The organism is Weizmannia acidilactici, from assembly GCF_008974225.1.
In the GTDB taxonomy this organism is placed as follows: Bacteria; Bacillota; Bacilli; order Bacillales; family Bacillaceae_C; genus Weizmannia; species Weizmannia acidilactici.
The window spans coordinates 63,156-78,371 of the sequence record NZ_BKZR01000001.1 but is presented as its reverse complement, the minus strand read 5'-3'; the positions used below and the strand labels follow the sequence as shown (position 1 = coordinate 78,371).

Annotated in this window: 16 protein-coding genes; 1 reads left to right on the top strand and 15 read right to left on the bottom strand. The window is 45.7% G+C overall.

All coding sequences use genetic code 11. The annotated features are described in order from the left end of the window. Positions 1-87 precede the first annotated feature (87 nt). The 5 genes from GBH70_RS00415 to uppS form a co-directional block, all read right to left on the bottom strand. Positions 88-1,794 (bottom strand): proline--tRNA ligase, encoded by a 1,707-nt coding sequence (locus GBH70_RS00415; protein WP_151679164.1) that lies wholly within the window; start codon positions 1,792-1,794, stop codon positions 88-90. Positions 1,795-2,003: 209 nt separating this feature from the next. Next, positions 2,004-3,263, bottom strand: coding sequence for an RIP metalloprotease RseP (gene rseP, locus GBH70_RS00410; protein ID WP_151679163.1), 1,260 nt, complete (start codon positions 3,261-3,263; stop codon positions 2,004-2,006). Positions 3,264-3,335: 72 nt separating this feature from the next. Further along, positions 3,336-4,481, bottom strand: coding sequence for a 1-deoxy-D-xylulose-5-phosphate reductoisomerase (gene dxr, locus GBH70_RS00405; protein ID WP_151679162.1), 1,146 nt, complete (start codon positions 4,479-4,481; stop codon positions 3,336-3,338). A 21-nt stretch (positions 4,482-4,502) separates the two neighbouring features. Next, positions 4,503-5,309: a phosphatidate cytidylyltransferase gene (locus tag GBH70_RS00400; protein WP_151679161.1), complete on the bottom strand. Its 807-nt coding sequence runs from the start codon at positions 5,307-5,309 to the stop codon at positions 4,503-4,505. Beyond that, positions 5,306-6,109, bottom strand: coding sequence for an undecaprenyl pyrophosphate synthase (gene uppS / locus GBH70_RS00395; RefSeq protein ID WP_371862220.1), 804 nt, complete (start codon positions 6,107-6,109; stop codon positions 5,306-5,308). Before uppS ends, GBH70_RS00400 begins: the two co-directional genes overlap by 4 nt. 308 nt (positions 6,110-6,417) lie before the next feature. Here uppS and GBH70_RS16565 point away from each other — a divergent pair, with 308 nt between their 5' ends. Next, complete coding sequence (locus tag GBH70_RS16565; protein ID WP_172967426.1) at positions 6,418-6,555, top strand: hypothetical protein; 138 nt, start codon at positions 6,418-6,420, stop codon at positions 6,553-6,555. A 48-nt stretch (positions 6,556-6,603) separates the two neighbouring features. On the opposite strand, the gene frr is transcribed toward GBH70_RS16565, so the two are convergent. The 10 genes from frr to GBH70_RS00345 all read right to left on the bottom strand — a co-directional run bounded on the left by frr (position 6,604) and on the right by GBH70_RS00345 (position 15,212). Further along, on the bottom strand, positions 6,604-7,161 hold the full coding sequence (gene frr / locus GBH70_RS00390) for a ribosome recycling factor (protein WP_151679160.1): 558 nt from the start codon (positions 7,159-7,161) through the stop codon (positions 6,604-6,606). Then, complete coding sequence (gene pyrH / locus GBH70_RS00385; protein ID WP_151679159.1) at positions 7,161-7,886, bottom strand: UMP kinase; 726 nt, start codon at positions 7,884-7,886, stop codon at positions 7,161-7,163. Before pyrH ends, frr begins: the two co-directional genes overlap by 1 nt. 148 nt (positions 7,887-8,034) lie before the next feature. Next, on the bottom strand, positions 8,035-8,919 hold the full coding sequence (tsf, locus tag GBH70_RS00380; RefSeq protein WP_151679158.1) for a translation elongation factor Ts: 885 nt from the start codon (positions 8,917-8,919) through the stop codon (positions 8,035-8,037). 136 nt (positions 8,920-9,055) lie between these two features. Then, positions 9,056-9,820, bottom strand: a complete 765-nt coding sequence (gene rpsB, locus GBH70_RS00375) for a 30S ribosomal protein S2 (RefSeq protein WP_151679157.1) — start codon at positions 9,818-9,820, stop codon at positions 9,056-9,058. Between the two features lie 144 nt (positions 9,821-9,964). Next, positions 9,965-10,516, bottom strand: coding sequence for a hypothetical protein (locus GBH70_RS00370; protein WP_151679156.1), 552 nt, complete (start codon positions 10,514-10,516; stop codon positions 9,965-9,967). A 45-nt stretch (positions 10,517-10,561) separates the two neighbouring features. Next, positions 10,562-11,335 carry a FliA/WhiG family RNA polymerase sigma factor gene (locus GBH70_RS00365; protein ID WP_151679155.1) on the bottom strand — a complete coding sequence of 258 codons (774 nt, stop codon included), beginning with the start codon at positions 11,333-11,335 and terminating at the stop codon, positions 10,562-10,564. 84 nt (positions 11,336-11,419) lie between these two features. Further along, positions 11,420-11,920: a chemotaxis protein CheD gene (locus GBH70_RS00360; protein ID WP_151679154.1), complete on the bottom strand. Its 501-nt coding sequence runs from the start codon at positions 11,918-11,920 to the stop codon at positions 11,420-11,422. Next, on the bottom strand, positions 11,913-12,551 hold the full coding sequence (locus tag GBH70_RS00355) for a chemotaxis protein CheC (RefSeq protein ID WP_151679153.1): 639 nt from the start codon (positions 12,549-12,551) through the stop codon (positions 11,913-11,915). The genes GBH70_RS00360 and GBH70_RS00355 overlap by 8 nt, the downstream gene beginning before the upstream one ends. A 15-nt stretch (positions 12,552-12,566) precedes the next feature. Continuing rightward, positions 12,567-12,995 carry a chemotaxis protein CheW gene (locus GBH70_RS00350; RefSeq protein ID WP_151679152.1) on the bottom strand — a complete coding sequence of 143 codons (429 nt, stop codon included), beginning with the start codon at positions 12,993-12,995 and terminating at the stop codon, positions 12,567-12,569. Between the two features lie 168 nt (positions 12,996-13,163). After that, positions 13,164-15,212, bottom strand: coding sequence for a chemotaxis protein CheA (locus tag GBH70_RS00345; RefSeq protein ID WP_151679151.1), 2,049 nt, complete (start codon positions 15,210-15,212; stop codon positions 13,164-13,166). Positions 15,213-15,216: the final 4 nt, after the last annotated feature.

The window sequence follows — 15,216 nt, the reverse complement described above, 5'->3', positions numbered from 1 at the left end:
AACGATTCTAGCATGTATAAATCTTGCCAGCCGCGAATATAAACAGAGAAGCACCGGCCGGAAAGCCGATGCCCCAGATCAATTCCATTACGCAAGTTTTGCAAGAATATTGGCAATGGTGCCGGACAAATCTTCCTGTTTTACTTCCAGCACTTCGCCGGTTTTTCTAACCTTGATTTCTACAATCCCTTCCGATGCTTTTTTCCCGACCGTTACACGGGTCGGCAGCCCGATCAAATCGGAATCTGCAAATTTAACACCCGGTCGTTCATTTCTGTCATCCATTAAAACCGTAAACTGCTTTTGCAATTCCGTATAGAGCTTTTCAGTAAGCCCGGCTTGTTTTTCATCTTTCATATTGACCGGCACTAGATGGACTTCAAACGGTGCAAGATTGACAGGCCATACCAAACCTTTATCATCGTTATGCTGTTCGCAGACTGCCATTAATGTGCGGGAAACGCCGATCCCGTAACAGCCCATCAGTATCACCTGTTCCCTGCCATTTTCGTCCAAAAAGGCGGCGTGCATCGCTTCGCTGTATTTTGTGCCGAGTTTGAAAATATGACCGACTTCAATGCCGCGGGCAAAACGGATCGTTCCTTTTCCGTCCGGCGACGGATCCCCTTCCTGGATATTGCGGAGGTCGCCGTACAAATCAACACGGTAATCGCGCCCCGGGTTGGCATTGATGTAATGGTAGTCGTTTTCGTTGGCGCCGCAAATCCCGTTTACAACATACTGGACGGCATTGTCCGCAAGAATACGGATGTTTTCCGGGGCGCCGACTGGGCCGAGTGAACCAATATCCGCCCCCATCAACGTTTTGATGATTTCCGGATCGGCCATCTCAATTGTTTCGGCTCCGAGGAGGTTTTTCACTTTGATTTCATTCACTTCATGGTCGCCGCGCACAAGCACGATGACATATTCGTCATCCGCTTTCAGCACTAACGTTTTCAGGCATTGTACAGGATCTGCTTTCAGGAAATCCACGATCTGGGCGATTGTCTTTTGCCCGGGTGTCGGGATTTTTTCAAGCGGCTTTTCCGGTTTGTCCGGCTTCGTATAAACCGTTTTTACTTCCGCCATTTCGATATTGGCCGCATAATCGGATGCATCGGAATACGCAATTGTGTCTTCCCCGATTTCAGAAAGCACCATAAACTCCTGCGTATCTTTCCCACCGATTGCCCCCGAGTCGGCCAATACGGCGCGGAAATCGAGTTTACACCTAGAGAAAATATTCGAATAGGCACGGTACATATCGTTATACGTTTCATCTAGGCTTTCTTGATCGGCATGAAAAGAATACGCATCTTTCATGACGAATTCGCGGCCCCGCAATAAACCGAAACGCGGCCTTTTTTCATCGCGGAATTTCGTTTGGATCTGGTATAAAGAAAGCGGCAGCCGTTTGTACGATTTGATTTCGCCGCGAATGAGACTTGTAATGACTTCTTCATGCGTCGGACCGAGCGCAAAGTCACGTTCGTGGCGATCCTTCAGCCGCATCAGTTCAGGGCCGTACGAATACCAACGCCCCGATTCCTGCCATAATTCCGCAGGCTGCAGCGCCGGCATGAGCAGTTCCATCGAGCCAATTGCTTCCATTTCTTCGCGGATAATTGTTTCAATTTTATGTAATACATTTCTAGCCAGCGGCAAATACGTATAAACGCCGCTTGCAACCTGCCGTATGTATCCGGCACGAAGAAGCAGCTGGTGGCTTTTAATTTCGGCATCAGCAGGCACATCCCGCAGTGTCGGAATAAACATCTTACTTTGTCTCATACAATCGCACTCCTATATTCAGTTTTCAATAAGATTCAGGCAATCAACTATAGGCGATTGCCCGATTGGAAAATTTTATCATTTTTACGGATGACAATGGCAGTCATGTTTTATCCGCGGCATTCGCGATGATCCATGGAATAGCGTAAGCCGTGCACCAGGAAAGTGAAACGAAAACGGCGATGGCCATCAACAGCCCGCATAAGATTCTAGAGGAAAAACCTTTGGATATCGTTCCAGGTGACGATAATCATCAACAGCATTAAAAGCGCAAAGCCGATAAAATGGACAATCCCTTCTTTTTGCCGGTCAATCGGTTTGCCCCTTAAAGCTTCAATCCCGAAAAACAGTAGCCTTCCGCCGTCCAAAGCCGGCAGCGGGAGCAGGTTCATGATCCCGATATTGATGCTTAAAAGCCCGGCCCATTTAAAGAGATAAATCAAGCCAGATTTGGCAACTGTCTCCGTAGATTTGTAAATGCCGACCGGCCCTGACAACGCGTCAATCGAAAATCCGCCTGTAATCAGGTGGCCGAGCAATTTAAAAATTTCCACCGTCCATACATACGTCTGCGTAATGCCGTAAGTGGCGACTTTCAACGGAGAATGGTCAACCGGGCTGTTTACCCCGATCCTGCCGATCAATTTGCCATCCACCGTCACACTTTTCGGCGTTACCGGAATATCCATCGTTTTACCGCCGCGTTCAATTGTAAAGGTGATTTCTTCATCCGGATGCTTCTGGATCACTTCTACAATATCATTCCAAGTGGAAATTTCCGCTCCGTCAATGCTAATCACCGTATCCCCTTTGTGGAGGCCGGCCTGAGCGGCTGCACTATTCTTTACTACAGTCCCAAGTACCGGATCGGAAACCGGAACGCCCTGAACAATCGCCATCATCGTAAACACAATCGCCGCCAACACAAAATTCATAAACGGCCCTGCAAAAATCGTCAGTGCCCGTTTTCCCAAAGATTTGGATGCAAACTGGCGGTCCCACGGCGCAATCTGCATTTCCGTACGGTCTTCCACAAACACGGCATCCCTTTTTATTTTAAACGTTTGAAGGTTCTCGTCGTCCCCTTCTTCATAGCCTTTTATCACAAGTGCATGCTCCAAATCAGCCGATTCCGTCTCGATCATGCGCAGCCCGGTATACCGGTCTTTCCCGTTTACCACGATTTTTTCGACCGTTTCATTATCATCGAGCAAAAGCCCGATCCGCTGCCCGGGTTTCAATTCCGGTATGTCAGGATCTTCCCCTGCCATCCTGACATATCCGCCGATCGGGAGCAGACGGATCGTATACTGCGTTTCGTTTTTCTTAAAGGAAAGGATCTTCGGGCCAAAGCCGATGGCAAATTCGCGACACAAAATTCCGGCTCTTTTTGCTACGAAGAAATGCCCGGCTTCATGGAAAATGACAAGCGAACTAAAAATCAAAATAAAGGCTATTACTGTTGTCAAATGAATACCACCTTACTTTAAAAATAATTTCTGCCTCTGGCCGGAAGATCAACATGCATAACAATCCGCAGTTTAAATAAGCGAACTTACATAGGCGCGCGTTTCAGCATCAACCGCACGGATCGTTTCCAAATCAGGGTGTTTAATTACATTATGCCTTGCAAGTGCCTTTTCAATCAACTGATCAATCTGTAAAAACGGAATTTTTTCTTGCAAAAAGGCATTTACAGCCGTTTCATTGGCCGCATTCAGCACAGCCGGCATTGATCCGCCTATCCTGCCGGCTTCATAAGCCAGCTTCAGGCAGTAAAAACGATCCTCGTCCATTTTTTCAAAATGAAGCCGGCCGATTTCCGCCAAATCAAGGCGCTTTGCATCCGGAAGCTCCATCCTGTTCGGGTAACTGAGGGCGTATTGGATCGGAATCCGCATATCGGGCGTGCCGAGCTGCGCCTTCACGCTAAAATCCTGGAATTCCACCAAAGAATGCACAATGCTTTCGCGGTGGAGCACCGTGTCAATTTTTTCATAAGGAAGGCCGAACAGCCAATGCGCCTCAATGACTTCAAGGCCCTTATTCATCATTGTTGCCGAATCGATCGTAATTTTTGCACCCATTGACCAATTTGGGTGGTTCAGCGCATCCTTGACGGTCACATGCATCAGCTGTTCCCTTGTATAGTCTCGGAAACTGCCGCCGGACGCCGTGATAATGAGACGCTCGATTTCATTTCTATTTTCCCCTTGCAAACATTGGAATATAGCCGAATGTTCGCTGTCGATCGGAAGAATTTCCGTCTTGGCCTTTTCGGCTGCTTCCAACACAAGGTGGCCGGCTGTCACAAGCGTTTCTTTGTTGGCGATAGCAACCGTTTTCCCTGCTTCGATCGCTTTAAGCGTCGGTAAAAGGCCGACACTCCCGAGAACCGCATTTACAAGCAGATCGGCTCCCTTATAAACAGCCGCTTCGATTAGCCCTTCTTCCCCGTATGAAAAAGCGGCAGCATCCCCAAATTCATTTTTCAACCGTACGCAGTCTTCTCTTCCAGCAACTGAGACGAATTCAGGCTGAAATTCCAAAATGATTTTCCTTGTTAAATTTATATTGCTTCCTGCCGAAAAAGAAACCAGTTTAAATTCATTTGGGTGATTCCGGATGACATCCAGCGTTTGCGTGCCGATGGAGCCGGTTGCCCCTAAAAGACTAATCCGTTTCATATTTATACGCCCCCTCGTATATCACCTTGCTGCAATCATTTTTAAAAAATGGATGAGCGGCAACACAAATAATAAGCTGTCAAAACGATCCAGAATACCACCGTGCCCCGGAAGAATATTCCCGGCATCCTTTACGCCATAATGCCGCTTATAAGCGGATTCCACCAAATCGCCAATCTGGCCGAAAATAGACAGCACGACCGTAGAGGCGACCATCCGCCCGAGGCTGATACCGATATCGGTAAAAAAGAAAAACAGGACTGAGACAATAACAGCGCACAGCACACCGCCAAACGCGCCTTCGACCGTTTTATTCGGGCTGATTTCCGGCCACAGCTTATGCCTGCCGAAAGCCCGTCCGATAAAATAAGCGCCCGAATCCGTCGCCCAAATTAAGAAAAGGGCGTATAAAATATATGTGATGCCTAAATCCGCCGTATTTCTAGTTTCAATAAAATAGTAAAAGCCGATGCCCACGTAAATGGCGGAAAGAATATGGAAACCCGCTTTTTCAAACGTAAGCCGGTTTTTCGTCAGCACTGTATATGCCAAAAAAAGCAGCACAATCATGTAAGTATATTCGAGTTTTGCAAACCCGAACCGTTCAATGAAATGCACGTATTTGGAAGGGAACAATATGATCCACAACAGCAGTACGGAAAGGAGCCCTTCAAAAGAAAAAAATCTCTGCTTCCCCATCCTCAGCAGTTCATACAAAGCAATGGTCGCCATTGCATAGACAAGCAAAATAAACGGCAATTTCCCGTAAATCACAAAAGGAATAAAAAAGGCTGCTGCTACGACAGCGGTTATGATTCTCTGTTTCATCTAGTCTGCTCCTCACTTTTTAAACCACCAAACCGTCTGGAACGTTTCTGGTACTCCTCGATGGCGTCCAGAAAATGTTCCTCATTAAAATCCGGCCATAATACATCCGTAAAGACAAATTCCGTGTAAGCAAGCTGCCACAACATGAAATTGCTGAGGCGGATTTCCCCGCTCGTCCGGATTAATAGGTCGGGATCCTGTAGGCCGTTCGTCATTAAATAACGGTGGAAAACTTCTTCGGTCAGCTCATTTTCATCCATTATACCATTTTTGACATCATTTAAAATATTTTTCACGGCACGCATAATTTCGTCCCGGCTGCCGTAATTCAGCGCAAAATTCAAGATAAGGCCGTTATTTCCTTCCGTTTCCCGAATCGCTTTATTAATCGCCCTTTGTGTGTGCAGCGGAATTTGTTCCTTGTGGCCCATCATCTGGACCTTTACATTTTGTTCTTTCAACTCTGGAAGATATGTGGATAAAAATTCTTCCGGCAATTTCATTAAGTAATCGACTTCCGCTTTCGGCCTTTTCCAATTTTCAGTTGAAAATGCATACAGTGTCAGCACTTTGATCCCAAGCTCATTGGCGACTCGGGTAATTTTGCGGATGGTTTTCATTCCTTCATGGTGTCCGGCAACCCTCGGCAAATGGCGCTTTTTCGCCCACCTGCCGTTTCCGTCCATAATGATTGCAACATGCCGGGGGACTTCGTCTGCTTTGACCTTTTCCCCGCGTGTGCTGTACCCGGGCACCCTTTCTTTATTGAAAGATTTCCATCTTTTTATATTCATAAGCACATTTGCCCTCCAAATGGAATCCGCCTGCATATTGCACGGCGCATCAGCCATACGGGTATTGCGGTTTACGATTTGGCAAAATTTGTATGGCTATCATATTTTAAATTTGCCATTCTCTATTATAGAGAAAATAGATGCGTTTGTGTAGTCGTGATTGTTGTTAAACATGTTTCAAAAGCTGAAAAATCCTAATGGAAAAGAACCCTTCTGTTGCTTATTCGTATAGCAGCTTAATACAGTGGGGAGGATCGGGTGCCATGAAATTCTTCTCATTTTCCGGCCTTTGCATTTTTGGAGGGCATGGGCAGGTGGGGACCGGCAAAGGGCAAATGATTTTTTTAGAAACAAAAGAGCAACGGGAAAGCCGCACGAAAATTTCATTGTACAGTGGACTTGCGGCCATCATCTGTTTTGCTGCTACCGGCGTGCTTTTGGCAGTGGTATGAACAAAAAACTTCCACCGGCGAAGCGCCAATGGAAGTTTTTGCCTGATTTCAGACTTCCATGATTTCCTGTTCTTTTGTTTTTGTGATTTTATCAATTTTTTTGATATGTTGGTCCGTAATTTTTTGCACATCATCCGCAAATCCGCGGTGTTCATCTTCCGTAATTTCACCGTTTTTCTCGAGTTTTTTCAGCTCATCGTTTGCATCACGGCGGATATTGCGGACCGCGACTTTCGCTTCTTCCGCTTCTTTTTTAACCAATTTGACCAGTTCTTTTCTTCTCTCTTCCGTCAGTGGAGGGATCGTAAGCCGGATGACAGATCCGTCATTGTTCGGTGTCAGGCCGAGGTCCGATTTTAAGATTGCTTTTTCGATTTCGCCGAGTACAGTCTTATCGTACGGCTGCACCACCATAAGGCGTGCTTCCGGAACGGAAATGGACGCAAGCTGGTTAACAGGCGTCTGGGCTCCGTAGTAAGCTATCGTGATTTTATCGAGCAGCGATGCGTTTGCCCGGCCAGCACGGATTGAACTGAGTTCGCGATGAAAAGCTTGAATTGCTTTTGTCATTTTATCATTTGCCGTATCAATGACCTGCTTTGTCATTATGCTTTCCCCCTAACGATTGTCCCGATGGTTTCACCCATGACGGCGCGTTTTATATTTCCTTCTTCCATAATTGAGAATACTATAAGTGGGATGTCATTGTCCATACATAGAGATGAAGCAGTTGAATCCATAACGGCCAGCCCTTCTTTGATGACGTCCAGGTAGGATAGCTCATCATATTTTACGGCATTTTTATCCAATTTCGGATCGGCAGAATATACCCCATCCACATTATTTTTTGCCATTAATATGACGTCGGCTTCAATTTCGGCTGCCCGCAGTGCAGCGGTCGTATCCGTCGAAAAATAAGGGTTGCCCGTACCTGCAGCAAAAATGACAACGCGCCCTTTTTCCAAATGCCGGATTGCCCGCCTTCTGATATAAGGCTCGGCCACCTGGCGCATATCAATGGAAGTTTGCACACGCGTTTCAACGCCGCTTTGTTCGAGACTGTCCTGCAGTGCCAACGCGTTCATGACAGTTGCCAGCATGCCCATATAATCAGCAGTCGCCCTGTCCATGCCCATTTGACTGCCGATCTTGCCGCGCCAAATATTGCCGCCACCGACAACGACCGCCACTTCAACGCCTAGTTCTACGATTTCCTTTACCTGCTGCGCAACAGATTGGATGACAGTCGGATGTATTCCAAACCCCTGCTCTCCGGCCAAAGCCTCACCACTTAATTTTAAAACAACACGTTTGTATTTAGGGGTAAGCATTTTAAACCTCCAGTTCATTTTGTATGTATAATGCATGTATTTCCCATGTTGCCCGCTTTTCCCACATAAGTGAGGAAAACTTTCGCAAGCACAAACAGTTAAATTTTTTAAAAAGAGGAACACTGTGTGTCCCCCTTTTTCCATTGTTTTAGTTTTTCTTAATTTGGTTCATGACTTCTTCGGCAAAGTTTTCCTGGCGTTTTTCAATGCCTTCGCCCACTTCATAGCGCACAAATTCCGCGATTTTTGCATTGTGGGAAGCAACATATTGGCCTACAGTTTGATCCGGATTTTTAACAAATGCCTGGTCGACAACACAAATTTCTTCGAAGTATTTTTTCAGGCGGCCTTCCACCATCTTTTCGACAATTTTTTCCGGCTTGCCTTCATTTAATGCCTGCTGCTTCAATACTTCCCGTTCATGAGCAACTTCCTCTTCCGAAACCTGGTTGCGGGAAACATATTTCGGGTTCATCGCGGCAACGTGAAGGGCAACGTCTTTTGCGACTCCGGCATCTGTAGTGCCTTCAAGAACAACAAGCACGCCGATTCGGCCACCCATATGGAGGTATTCACCAAATGCGCCGTTATCCGATTTTGCTTTAAAGGCAAAGCGGCGAAGGGAGATTTTTTCGCCAATTTTGGAAATCGCCTGTGTTATGAATTCGTTGACAGTAGAACCGTTAGCCATTTTGGAATTCAAAGCCGCATCCAAATCGGCCGGTTTGGTTGCCAGCAAATGCGCAGCGATTTCTTTTACAAGGTTTTGGAATTCTGCGTTTTTCGCCACAAAGTCCGTTTCTGCGTTCACTTCCAAAATAACGGCATCATTGCCTTGGCTCAATACATATGTGGTTCCTTCTGCAGCGATACGATCCGCTTTTTTCGCAGCTTTTGCGATCCCTTTCTCACGGAGATAGTCGATGGCTTTTTCCATATCGCCGTTTGTTTCTGTCAGCGCTTTTTTGCAGTCCATCATGCCGGCGCCGGTTTTTTCACGAAGTTCTTTAACCATTTGAGCAGTAATTGCCATGGGATTTCCTCCTTAAATATTATGTAATTCGTTCCCTTAAAAAAAGGTGATAAGCACGAAACCTCCTTATCACCTTTCTTTAGGATGTTATAGATAAGATGCGGCTTTATAATGGCCCGCGATCGGGATACTAATTTTAGGCTTCAACAGTCGATTCTTCAGTTTCTGCCGTTTCGGCCGACTCTGCTGTTTCAACCGGAACTTCACCGGCATCTTCTTCACCCTGCCTTGCTTCAACGATGGCATCTGCCATTTTGCTTGTCAGCAGTTTCACCGCACGGATCGCATCATCGTTTGCCGGAATGACATAATCAATTTCATCAGGGTCGCAGTTTGTGTCAACAATCCCGATAATCGGAATGTTTAATTTTCTTGCTTCCGCAACCGCGATGCGTTCTTTGCGCGGATCGATCACGAACAAAGCATCCGGCAGGTTCTTCATATCTTTAATGCCGCCGAGGAATTTTACCAAACGGTCATGTTCTTTTTTCAGCTGGACAACTTCTTTTTTCGGAAGGACATCAAAAGTGCCGTCTTCTTCCATTTTTTCGATTTGTTTTAAACGGTCAATGCGTTTTTGGATCGTTTCGAAGTTTGTCAACGTTCCGCCTAACCAGCGGTGGTTTACATAGTACATACCGGAACGTTCCGCTTCATCCTTCACGGATTCCTGGGCTTGTTTTTTTGTCCCGACGAAAAGAATGGTTCCACCATTTTCGGCAAGTTCTTTTACAAAGTTGTAGGCCTCTTCAACTTTCTTTACCGTTTTTTGAAGGTCGATAATGTAGATGCCGTTGCGCTCAGTGAAAATATACTTCTTCATTTTCGGGTTCCAACGGCGCGTTTGGTGACCAAAGTGTACACCAGCTTCAAGTAATTGTTTCATTGAAATGACTGACATTTGTTTTCCTCCTATGGTTTTATTTTCCTCCGCCTCAATCCTTTTCAAAAGGAGACTGCAAATGCAGCACCGTCCTTCAAATCATGAAGCGTGTGTGATAACACCGACAATTACTATAACATAAATAAAAATGCCTATCAAGCTTTATTCCAGGCCGGAGTGAAATTTTAACAGCAATTCAATTTCCGTCCTGCCTATATTTAATTTTTGGGCAATTTCTTCTACGTTATACCCGATCTTTTGCAATTCATTCACTTTCTGGAAAAGGCTTGTTTCTTCTTCAGGGCTTTCAGGAAACAGGTAGTCATCCTGCCCTTCCTGCTCCATATTTTCCGAAAGCGGCGGTTCTGCCGCTTTACGGTATGCGCGGCCCGCAACAGCACGCACAAAAGCTTCTGATTTCACTTCGGCGATTTTCCCGTCCGCGCCCGGCGGCTCATTTTGTTTTACGCTTCCTTCCGCCCGTGGAGATCCGGTGTCTGCAGTTCGGGCAGCCTTTACTTTCCGGATAAAGGCATCATTTTCTTCTTTCATTTCCAAGAGATACGCTGCAAAAATTTCTTCAATTTCCTTCACCATTTTATTATAGTTTTCTTCAGCCTGTACTGTGCGGTTTTGCCGCAAATACAGCAAAATAATAGCAAAAATGGAGAGTACATTCAGAAGGAAAGATAATGCCAGTAAAAAAGCAACCAAGTTTCTTCACCCCCTCCATTGCGGCCGACCGGCGGTATATTTCCATTATGGAAGCAGCTTTTTTCCCAAAGTATTCCTCAATTTATAAATGGCCTTCGAGTGGATTTGGGAAATTCGGGAAGTTGACAGACCCAGGATTTCGCCGATTTCCGTAAGCGTGCATTCTTCGTGGTAAAAGAGGCTTAACACGAGCTGCTCTTTTTCCGACAGTGTCCGGATCACTTCTGCCAATTCCTTCACTGTCTCTTTTTTTACCAATTCGGCTTCCGGCTGGTTGGCATTTTGGTCCTTTAAGCCGAATGGGGATGCGGTTTCGCCTTCTTCGTAATCGGTTCCGATTTCTTCAATGGACAGCACATTGGCAAAAAATTGTTCATTCATTGTTGTATATACCTCTTCCTCTTTCATCCCCAATTCGGAAGCAATTTCTTTTGGGGAAACCGGGCGCATATATTTTTGCTCAAGCTTTTCGATCGTACTTTCAATTTTTTTTGCTTTTTCCCTCGTTCCTCTTGACAGCCAATCTTCTTTTCTTAAACCATCCAAAATAGCACCGCGGATGCGGAAAGAAGCATATGTATCAAATTTCAGCTCACGTGAAGGATCAAATTTGTTCAAAGAATCCAAGAGTCCGAACATTCCAAGGCTTTTCAAATCATCTTTCGATACATTGCGGGGAAGTCCGGCAGCAATCCTTTGGACATGGTAAGAAACGAGCGGCATATATTTTTTCACGAGGGCATCCCCGGCTTTCGGGTCCCGGCAGCGCACCCACAAATCCCAATACTTCTGTTCTTCTTGCTGTACTGGTTCTGCCATGCGGCCATCCCTCCTTGTTGCCTTTATTGGTGAATCGCAAAGCCAAAAATAGGGCCATCAAAAACGTAAACGTCCGTTCCTTCTTTATATATCTATGACCCCATGATTGACAGTTTTGACGGTCAACACCGCCGTTTCAGGATTGAATTCGATCGTGCGCCCGCTTTTTCCGCCTGTATCTTCTGCCACAAGCTTGATGTGGTTTTCCTTCAGCTCTTTTTTTACAGCTTCCACATTACGGGGACCGATCCGCATGGCTTCATTCATGGAAGAAAAGGAAAACATCTCGGCCCCGCCCGCAATCTTTGCAAGCAGCCGATGTGCGCTGCAGCCGGCGCGCAGGAGCCTGCCAATCAACTCTTCGATGGCGGTATCCGCAAACTTTGCCTTATTAATATGCTCAGAATTCCTTGCAATTAACGAAGACGGCAGCATGATATGCGCAAGCCCGGCAGTTTTAGCAGGCAGATCATATAAAATAACGCCTACACACGAACCAAGCCCGGTCGTCCTGATAAGGCCAGGCGCCGTTACAATCTTCATTTCGGCAATGCCCACTTTTATGATTTCCGGCCGGCTATCCATCGAGTTCAACTCTTAAGGAACGGAGAAGGATTTCATAAGATCCCGGATCCGGGAAAAGGAAAAAGTGGCCTTTCACATCAGAACTGGACGCTTGTTCGTCGCTTAATACCGTATCAATCACGATCGCATAGTCGCTGACCTGGGAAAGCTCGATCAGCCCATAGCTGATAATGGATCCGAACATATCGATGCTGAGGGCCGGGACAGACGGAAACATATCGAGATGCGTAAAATCGGAAAGTGCAGTCAAATAAGACCCCGACAAAATATTCCCCAATTCCAGCATGGCTGACAACCCTAATTCGGGGTACGGCGGTTTGTCGAACGAAAACGCAGGATCCCCGATCATTTCTTTAATAAATCTTTCCCCCTGGGCAACCGGCACAATGAAAAAGATATTGCCAGGCGCATCGCCTTCAATCCGCAAAAATACGCTCACCACAACGATTTCCGCCCCGCCGATCAGCTCCATAATTTCTTCAAAAGAGGCGATATGGACGTCTGGCACTTTCATATCAATTTTTTTATGCAGCAGTCTGGAGAGGGATGTTGCCGCATGCCCTGCCCCAATGTTCCCAATCTCTTTTAAAACATCCAAGTGGAGTGATGTGATTTTATTTTTGATATCCATATAGAAATACCTCTATTATATTGGCATTAAAATTTTTTCTAAATCAAGCAGCATCAAGAGCCTCTGATCCAAATTCGCCACACCGGAAATAAATTCTTCTTTGCTGCTGTTGACCACTTCGGGCTCTGGTTCGACCGTATCCTCATTTAAATCAAGGACATCAGTTGCCTCATCAACGAGAAGGCCCACTTCAATATCCGAAATCCGGACAATAATCAATTTGCTGTCCCGGATGCTTCCGGCTTCATCGTCTTCTTCCATTCCGAACCGTTTTTTCAAATCAATTACCGGAACGATCACGCCCCGCAGATTCATCACACCGAGCACAAAAGGCGCGGTCAGCGGCACCCTCGTAATATGCTGCAGTTTTTCGATGGACAGCACCTGCTTCACCGGCAGGGCATATTCTTTATCGTTTAATTGGAATACGATCACTTTCTCCAATACTATCAACCTCTTTCTTTTAGGGGATAGAATTTGCTTAGCCTTCTTCGGACCCTTTCGTTGAAGATTTATTGCATTCTGCGGCAAGAGGGCATCGGATCGTTCGCACCGTTTCTTCCTTATCTCAACCGATAGCCTTTTACGACGAATGATGGAAACCTCTCATTTTTATTTAATTAGTACGTTGCAGTCAATAATCAGTGCAACCTGGCCATCTCCGAGTATCGTTGCCCCTGAAATAGCAAACACATTCGTTAAGTAATTTCCCAAGGATTTTAAAACAATTTCTTGCTGGCCGATAAATGAATCAACAACAAAGGCGGCCATTTTCTCCCCTTTGCGGACGATCAGGACGGAAACCAATTCATCACTTGTCTTCGAATCCGTTACTTCAAATACTTCATTCAAAAATACAAGCGGCACAACTTTGCCCCGGAAATCGATCACTTTTTGGTGGTGCGCATTTAAAATCTGGTCCTTTTTGATAATTGCCGTTTCTACAATAGAAGTAAGCGGCACTGCATATTTTTCGGATCCAATTTCAACCAGCATGACGGAAATGATAGACAATGTCAGCGGAAGCTGGATCGTAAAAATGGAACCACGCCCTTCCTCAGAATGGACGGAAATCGATCCCCCCAAAGATTGAATGGTTGATTTAACAACATCCAGACCGACACCGCGCCCTGAAATATCCGAAATTTTATCGGCTGTGGAAAAACCGGATTCAAAAATCAGGTTAAAAATCTGGCTGTCCGTCAAAGCGTTCGCTTCTTCTTCTTTCACAATGCCTTTTTGAATCGCTTTTTCCAATACCTTTTCGCGGTTAATGCCGGCCCCATCATCTTCAATTTCGATGAAAACATGGTTGCCGCTGTGGTAGGCTTTTAATGTAATAGTTCCCGTCTCAGGCTTTCCAGCTTTTAATCTTTGTTCCGGCAGTTCAATACCGTGGTCGCATGAATTGCGGATTAAATGGACGAGCGGATCGCCGATTTCATCAATCACGGTGCGGTCCAGTTCCGTTTCGGCACCGATTATTTCAAGATTCATTTTTTTATGCAGGTCCCTTGCCAATTGGCGGACCAGCCTCGGGAACCGGTTAAACACTGTTTCGACCGGCACCATCCGCATATTAAGAATAATGGTTTGCAGATCACTAGAAATGCGCGACATCCTTTCAACCGTTTCATTTAATTCCGAATGGTTGACTTCCTTTGCAATTTGTTCAAGCCGCCCGCGGTCAATGACAAGTTCCTCGAATAAATTCAGCAGGTTGTCCAGCCTTTCGATATTCACACGGATCGTCTTTGATGTATTTTTATGTTTTTTGGCGGGCGCTCCTTTTATATTAGGCACCGGCCCTTTGTTTTCCTTCTTCTTTAGAGCGGTAGCCTTTTCTTTGCTAAGAGGGGGGGACGGTTCCGCCTTATTGTCCCGGCTTTGTTGTTCTGATTCTATCACAATTGTTTTTGCATTGACTTGTTCGATCTCTGAAACTTTTAAAATTTTTTGCCTGATCTCTTCCCGATCTTCTTTTGATATCAATGTCACCGTAAATTCTTTGTCAAACTGTTCTTCTTCAAGCTGGTCTACCGGCGGATTGGACTGGATGATTTCCCCGCATTTTTCGAGAATATCGAACACCATAAAAACACGTGCCGCTTTTAACAGACAGTCGTTGCGCAACCGGACCGTAAACTGGTAGCAATTGTACCCTTGTTCTCTGGATTGAACAATGACCGTCTGCTTATACTCATCATATACGATTTCGTTGGATTCCGGTTTTTCCGCCACGGGAACGGATACTTCTTTTTCATCCTCCCCAATTGCGTTATCCCCGTTTTCTACCGCATGCAATCGGGCAATGGTTTCACTCACATCCAATTTTCCGTCCCCGCCATTCGCAACGGAATCCACCATCGCTTCCAGATGGTCAACCGCAGTAAATATGACATCAATAGTGGAAGGTGTAACGGTCAGCTTTCCATTCCGGATCGCATCGAGTACGTTTTCCATTTTATGTGTCAAATTGGCCAAATTTTCGAAGCCCATTGTAGCCGACATGCCTTTTAACGTATGCGCAGACCGGAAAATTTCATTGACAATCGCCAAGTCTTGCGGATTCTTTTCCAAATTCAGCAAATTTTCATTTAAAGACTGGATATGTTCTTTGCTTTCTTCAATAAAAACTTCTAAGTATTGGCTCATTTCCATCTAT

Bases quoted from the DNA above. Each gene is read 5' to 3' on its own strand.
- GBH70_RS00355 (WP_151679153.1), bottom strand. From the start codon at position 12,551: ATGGATATCAAAAATAAAATCACATCACTCCACTTGGATGTTTTAAAA.
- dxr (WP_151679162.1), bottom strand. From the start codon at position 4,481: ATGAAACGGATTAGTCTTTTAGGGGCAACCGGCTCCATCGGCACGCAA.
- GBH70_RS00415 (WP_151679164.1), bottom strand. From the start codon at position 1,794: ATGAGACAAAGTAAGATGTTTATTCCGACACTGCGGGATGTGCCTGCT.
- rpsB (WP_151679157.1), bottom strand. From the start codon at position 9,820: ATGTCAGTCATTTCAATGAAACAATTACTTGAAGCTGGTGTACACTTT.
- GBH70_RS00360 (WP_151679154.1), bottom strand. From the start codon at position 11,920: ATGGATAGCCGGCCGGAAATCATAAAAGTGGGCATTGCCGAAATGAAG.
- GBH70_RS00345 (WP_151679151.1), bottom strand. From the start codon at position 15,212: ATGGAAATGAGCCAATACTTAGAAGTTTTTATTGAAGAAAGCAAAGAA.
- frr (WP_151679160.1), bottom strand. From the start codon at position 7,161: ATGACAAAGCAGGTCATTGATACGGCAAATGATAAAATGACAAAAGCA.
- pyrH (WP_151679159.1), bottom strand. From the start codon at position 7,886: ATGCTTACCCCTAAATACAAACGTGTTGTTTTAAAATTAAGTGGTGAG.
- GBH70_RS00365 (WP_151679155.1), bottom strand. From the start codon at position 11,335: ATGGCAGAACCAGTACAGCAAGAAGAACAGAAGTATTGGGATTTGTGG.
- GBH70_RS00400 (WP_151679161.1), bottom strand. From the start codon at position 5,309: ATGAAACAGAGAATCATAACCGCTGTCGTAGCAGCAGCCTTTTTTATT.
- tsf (WP_151679158.1), bottom strand. From the start codon at position 8,919: ATGGCAATTACTGCTCAAATGGTTAAAGAACTTCGTGAAAAAACCGGC.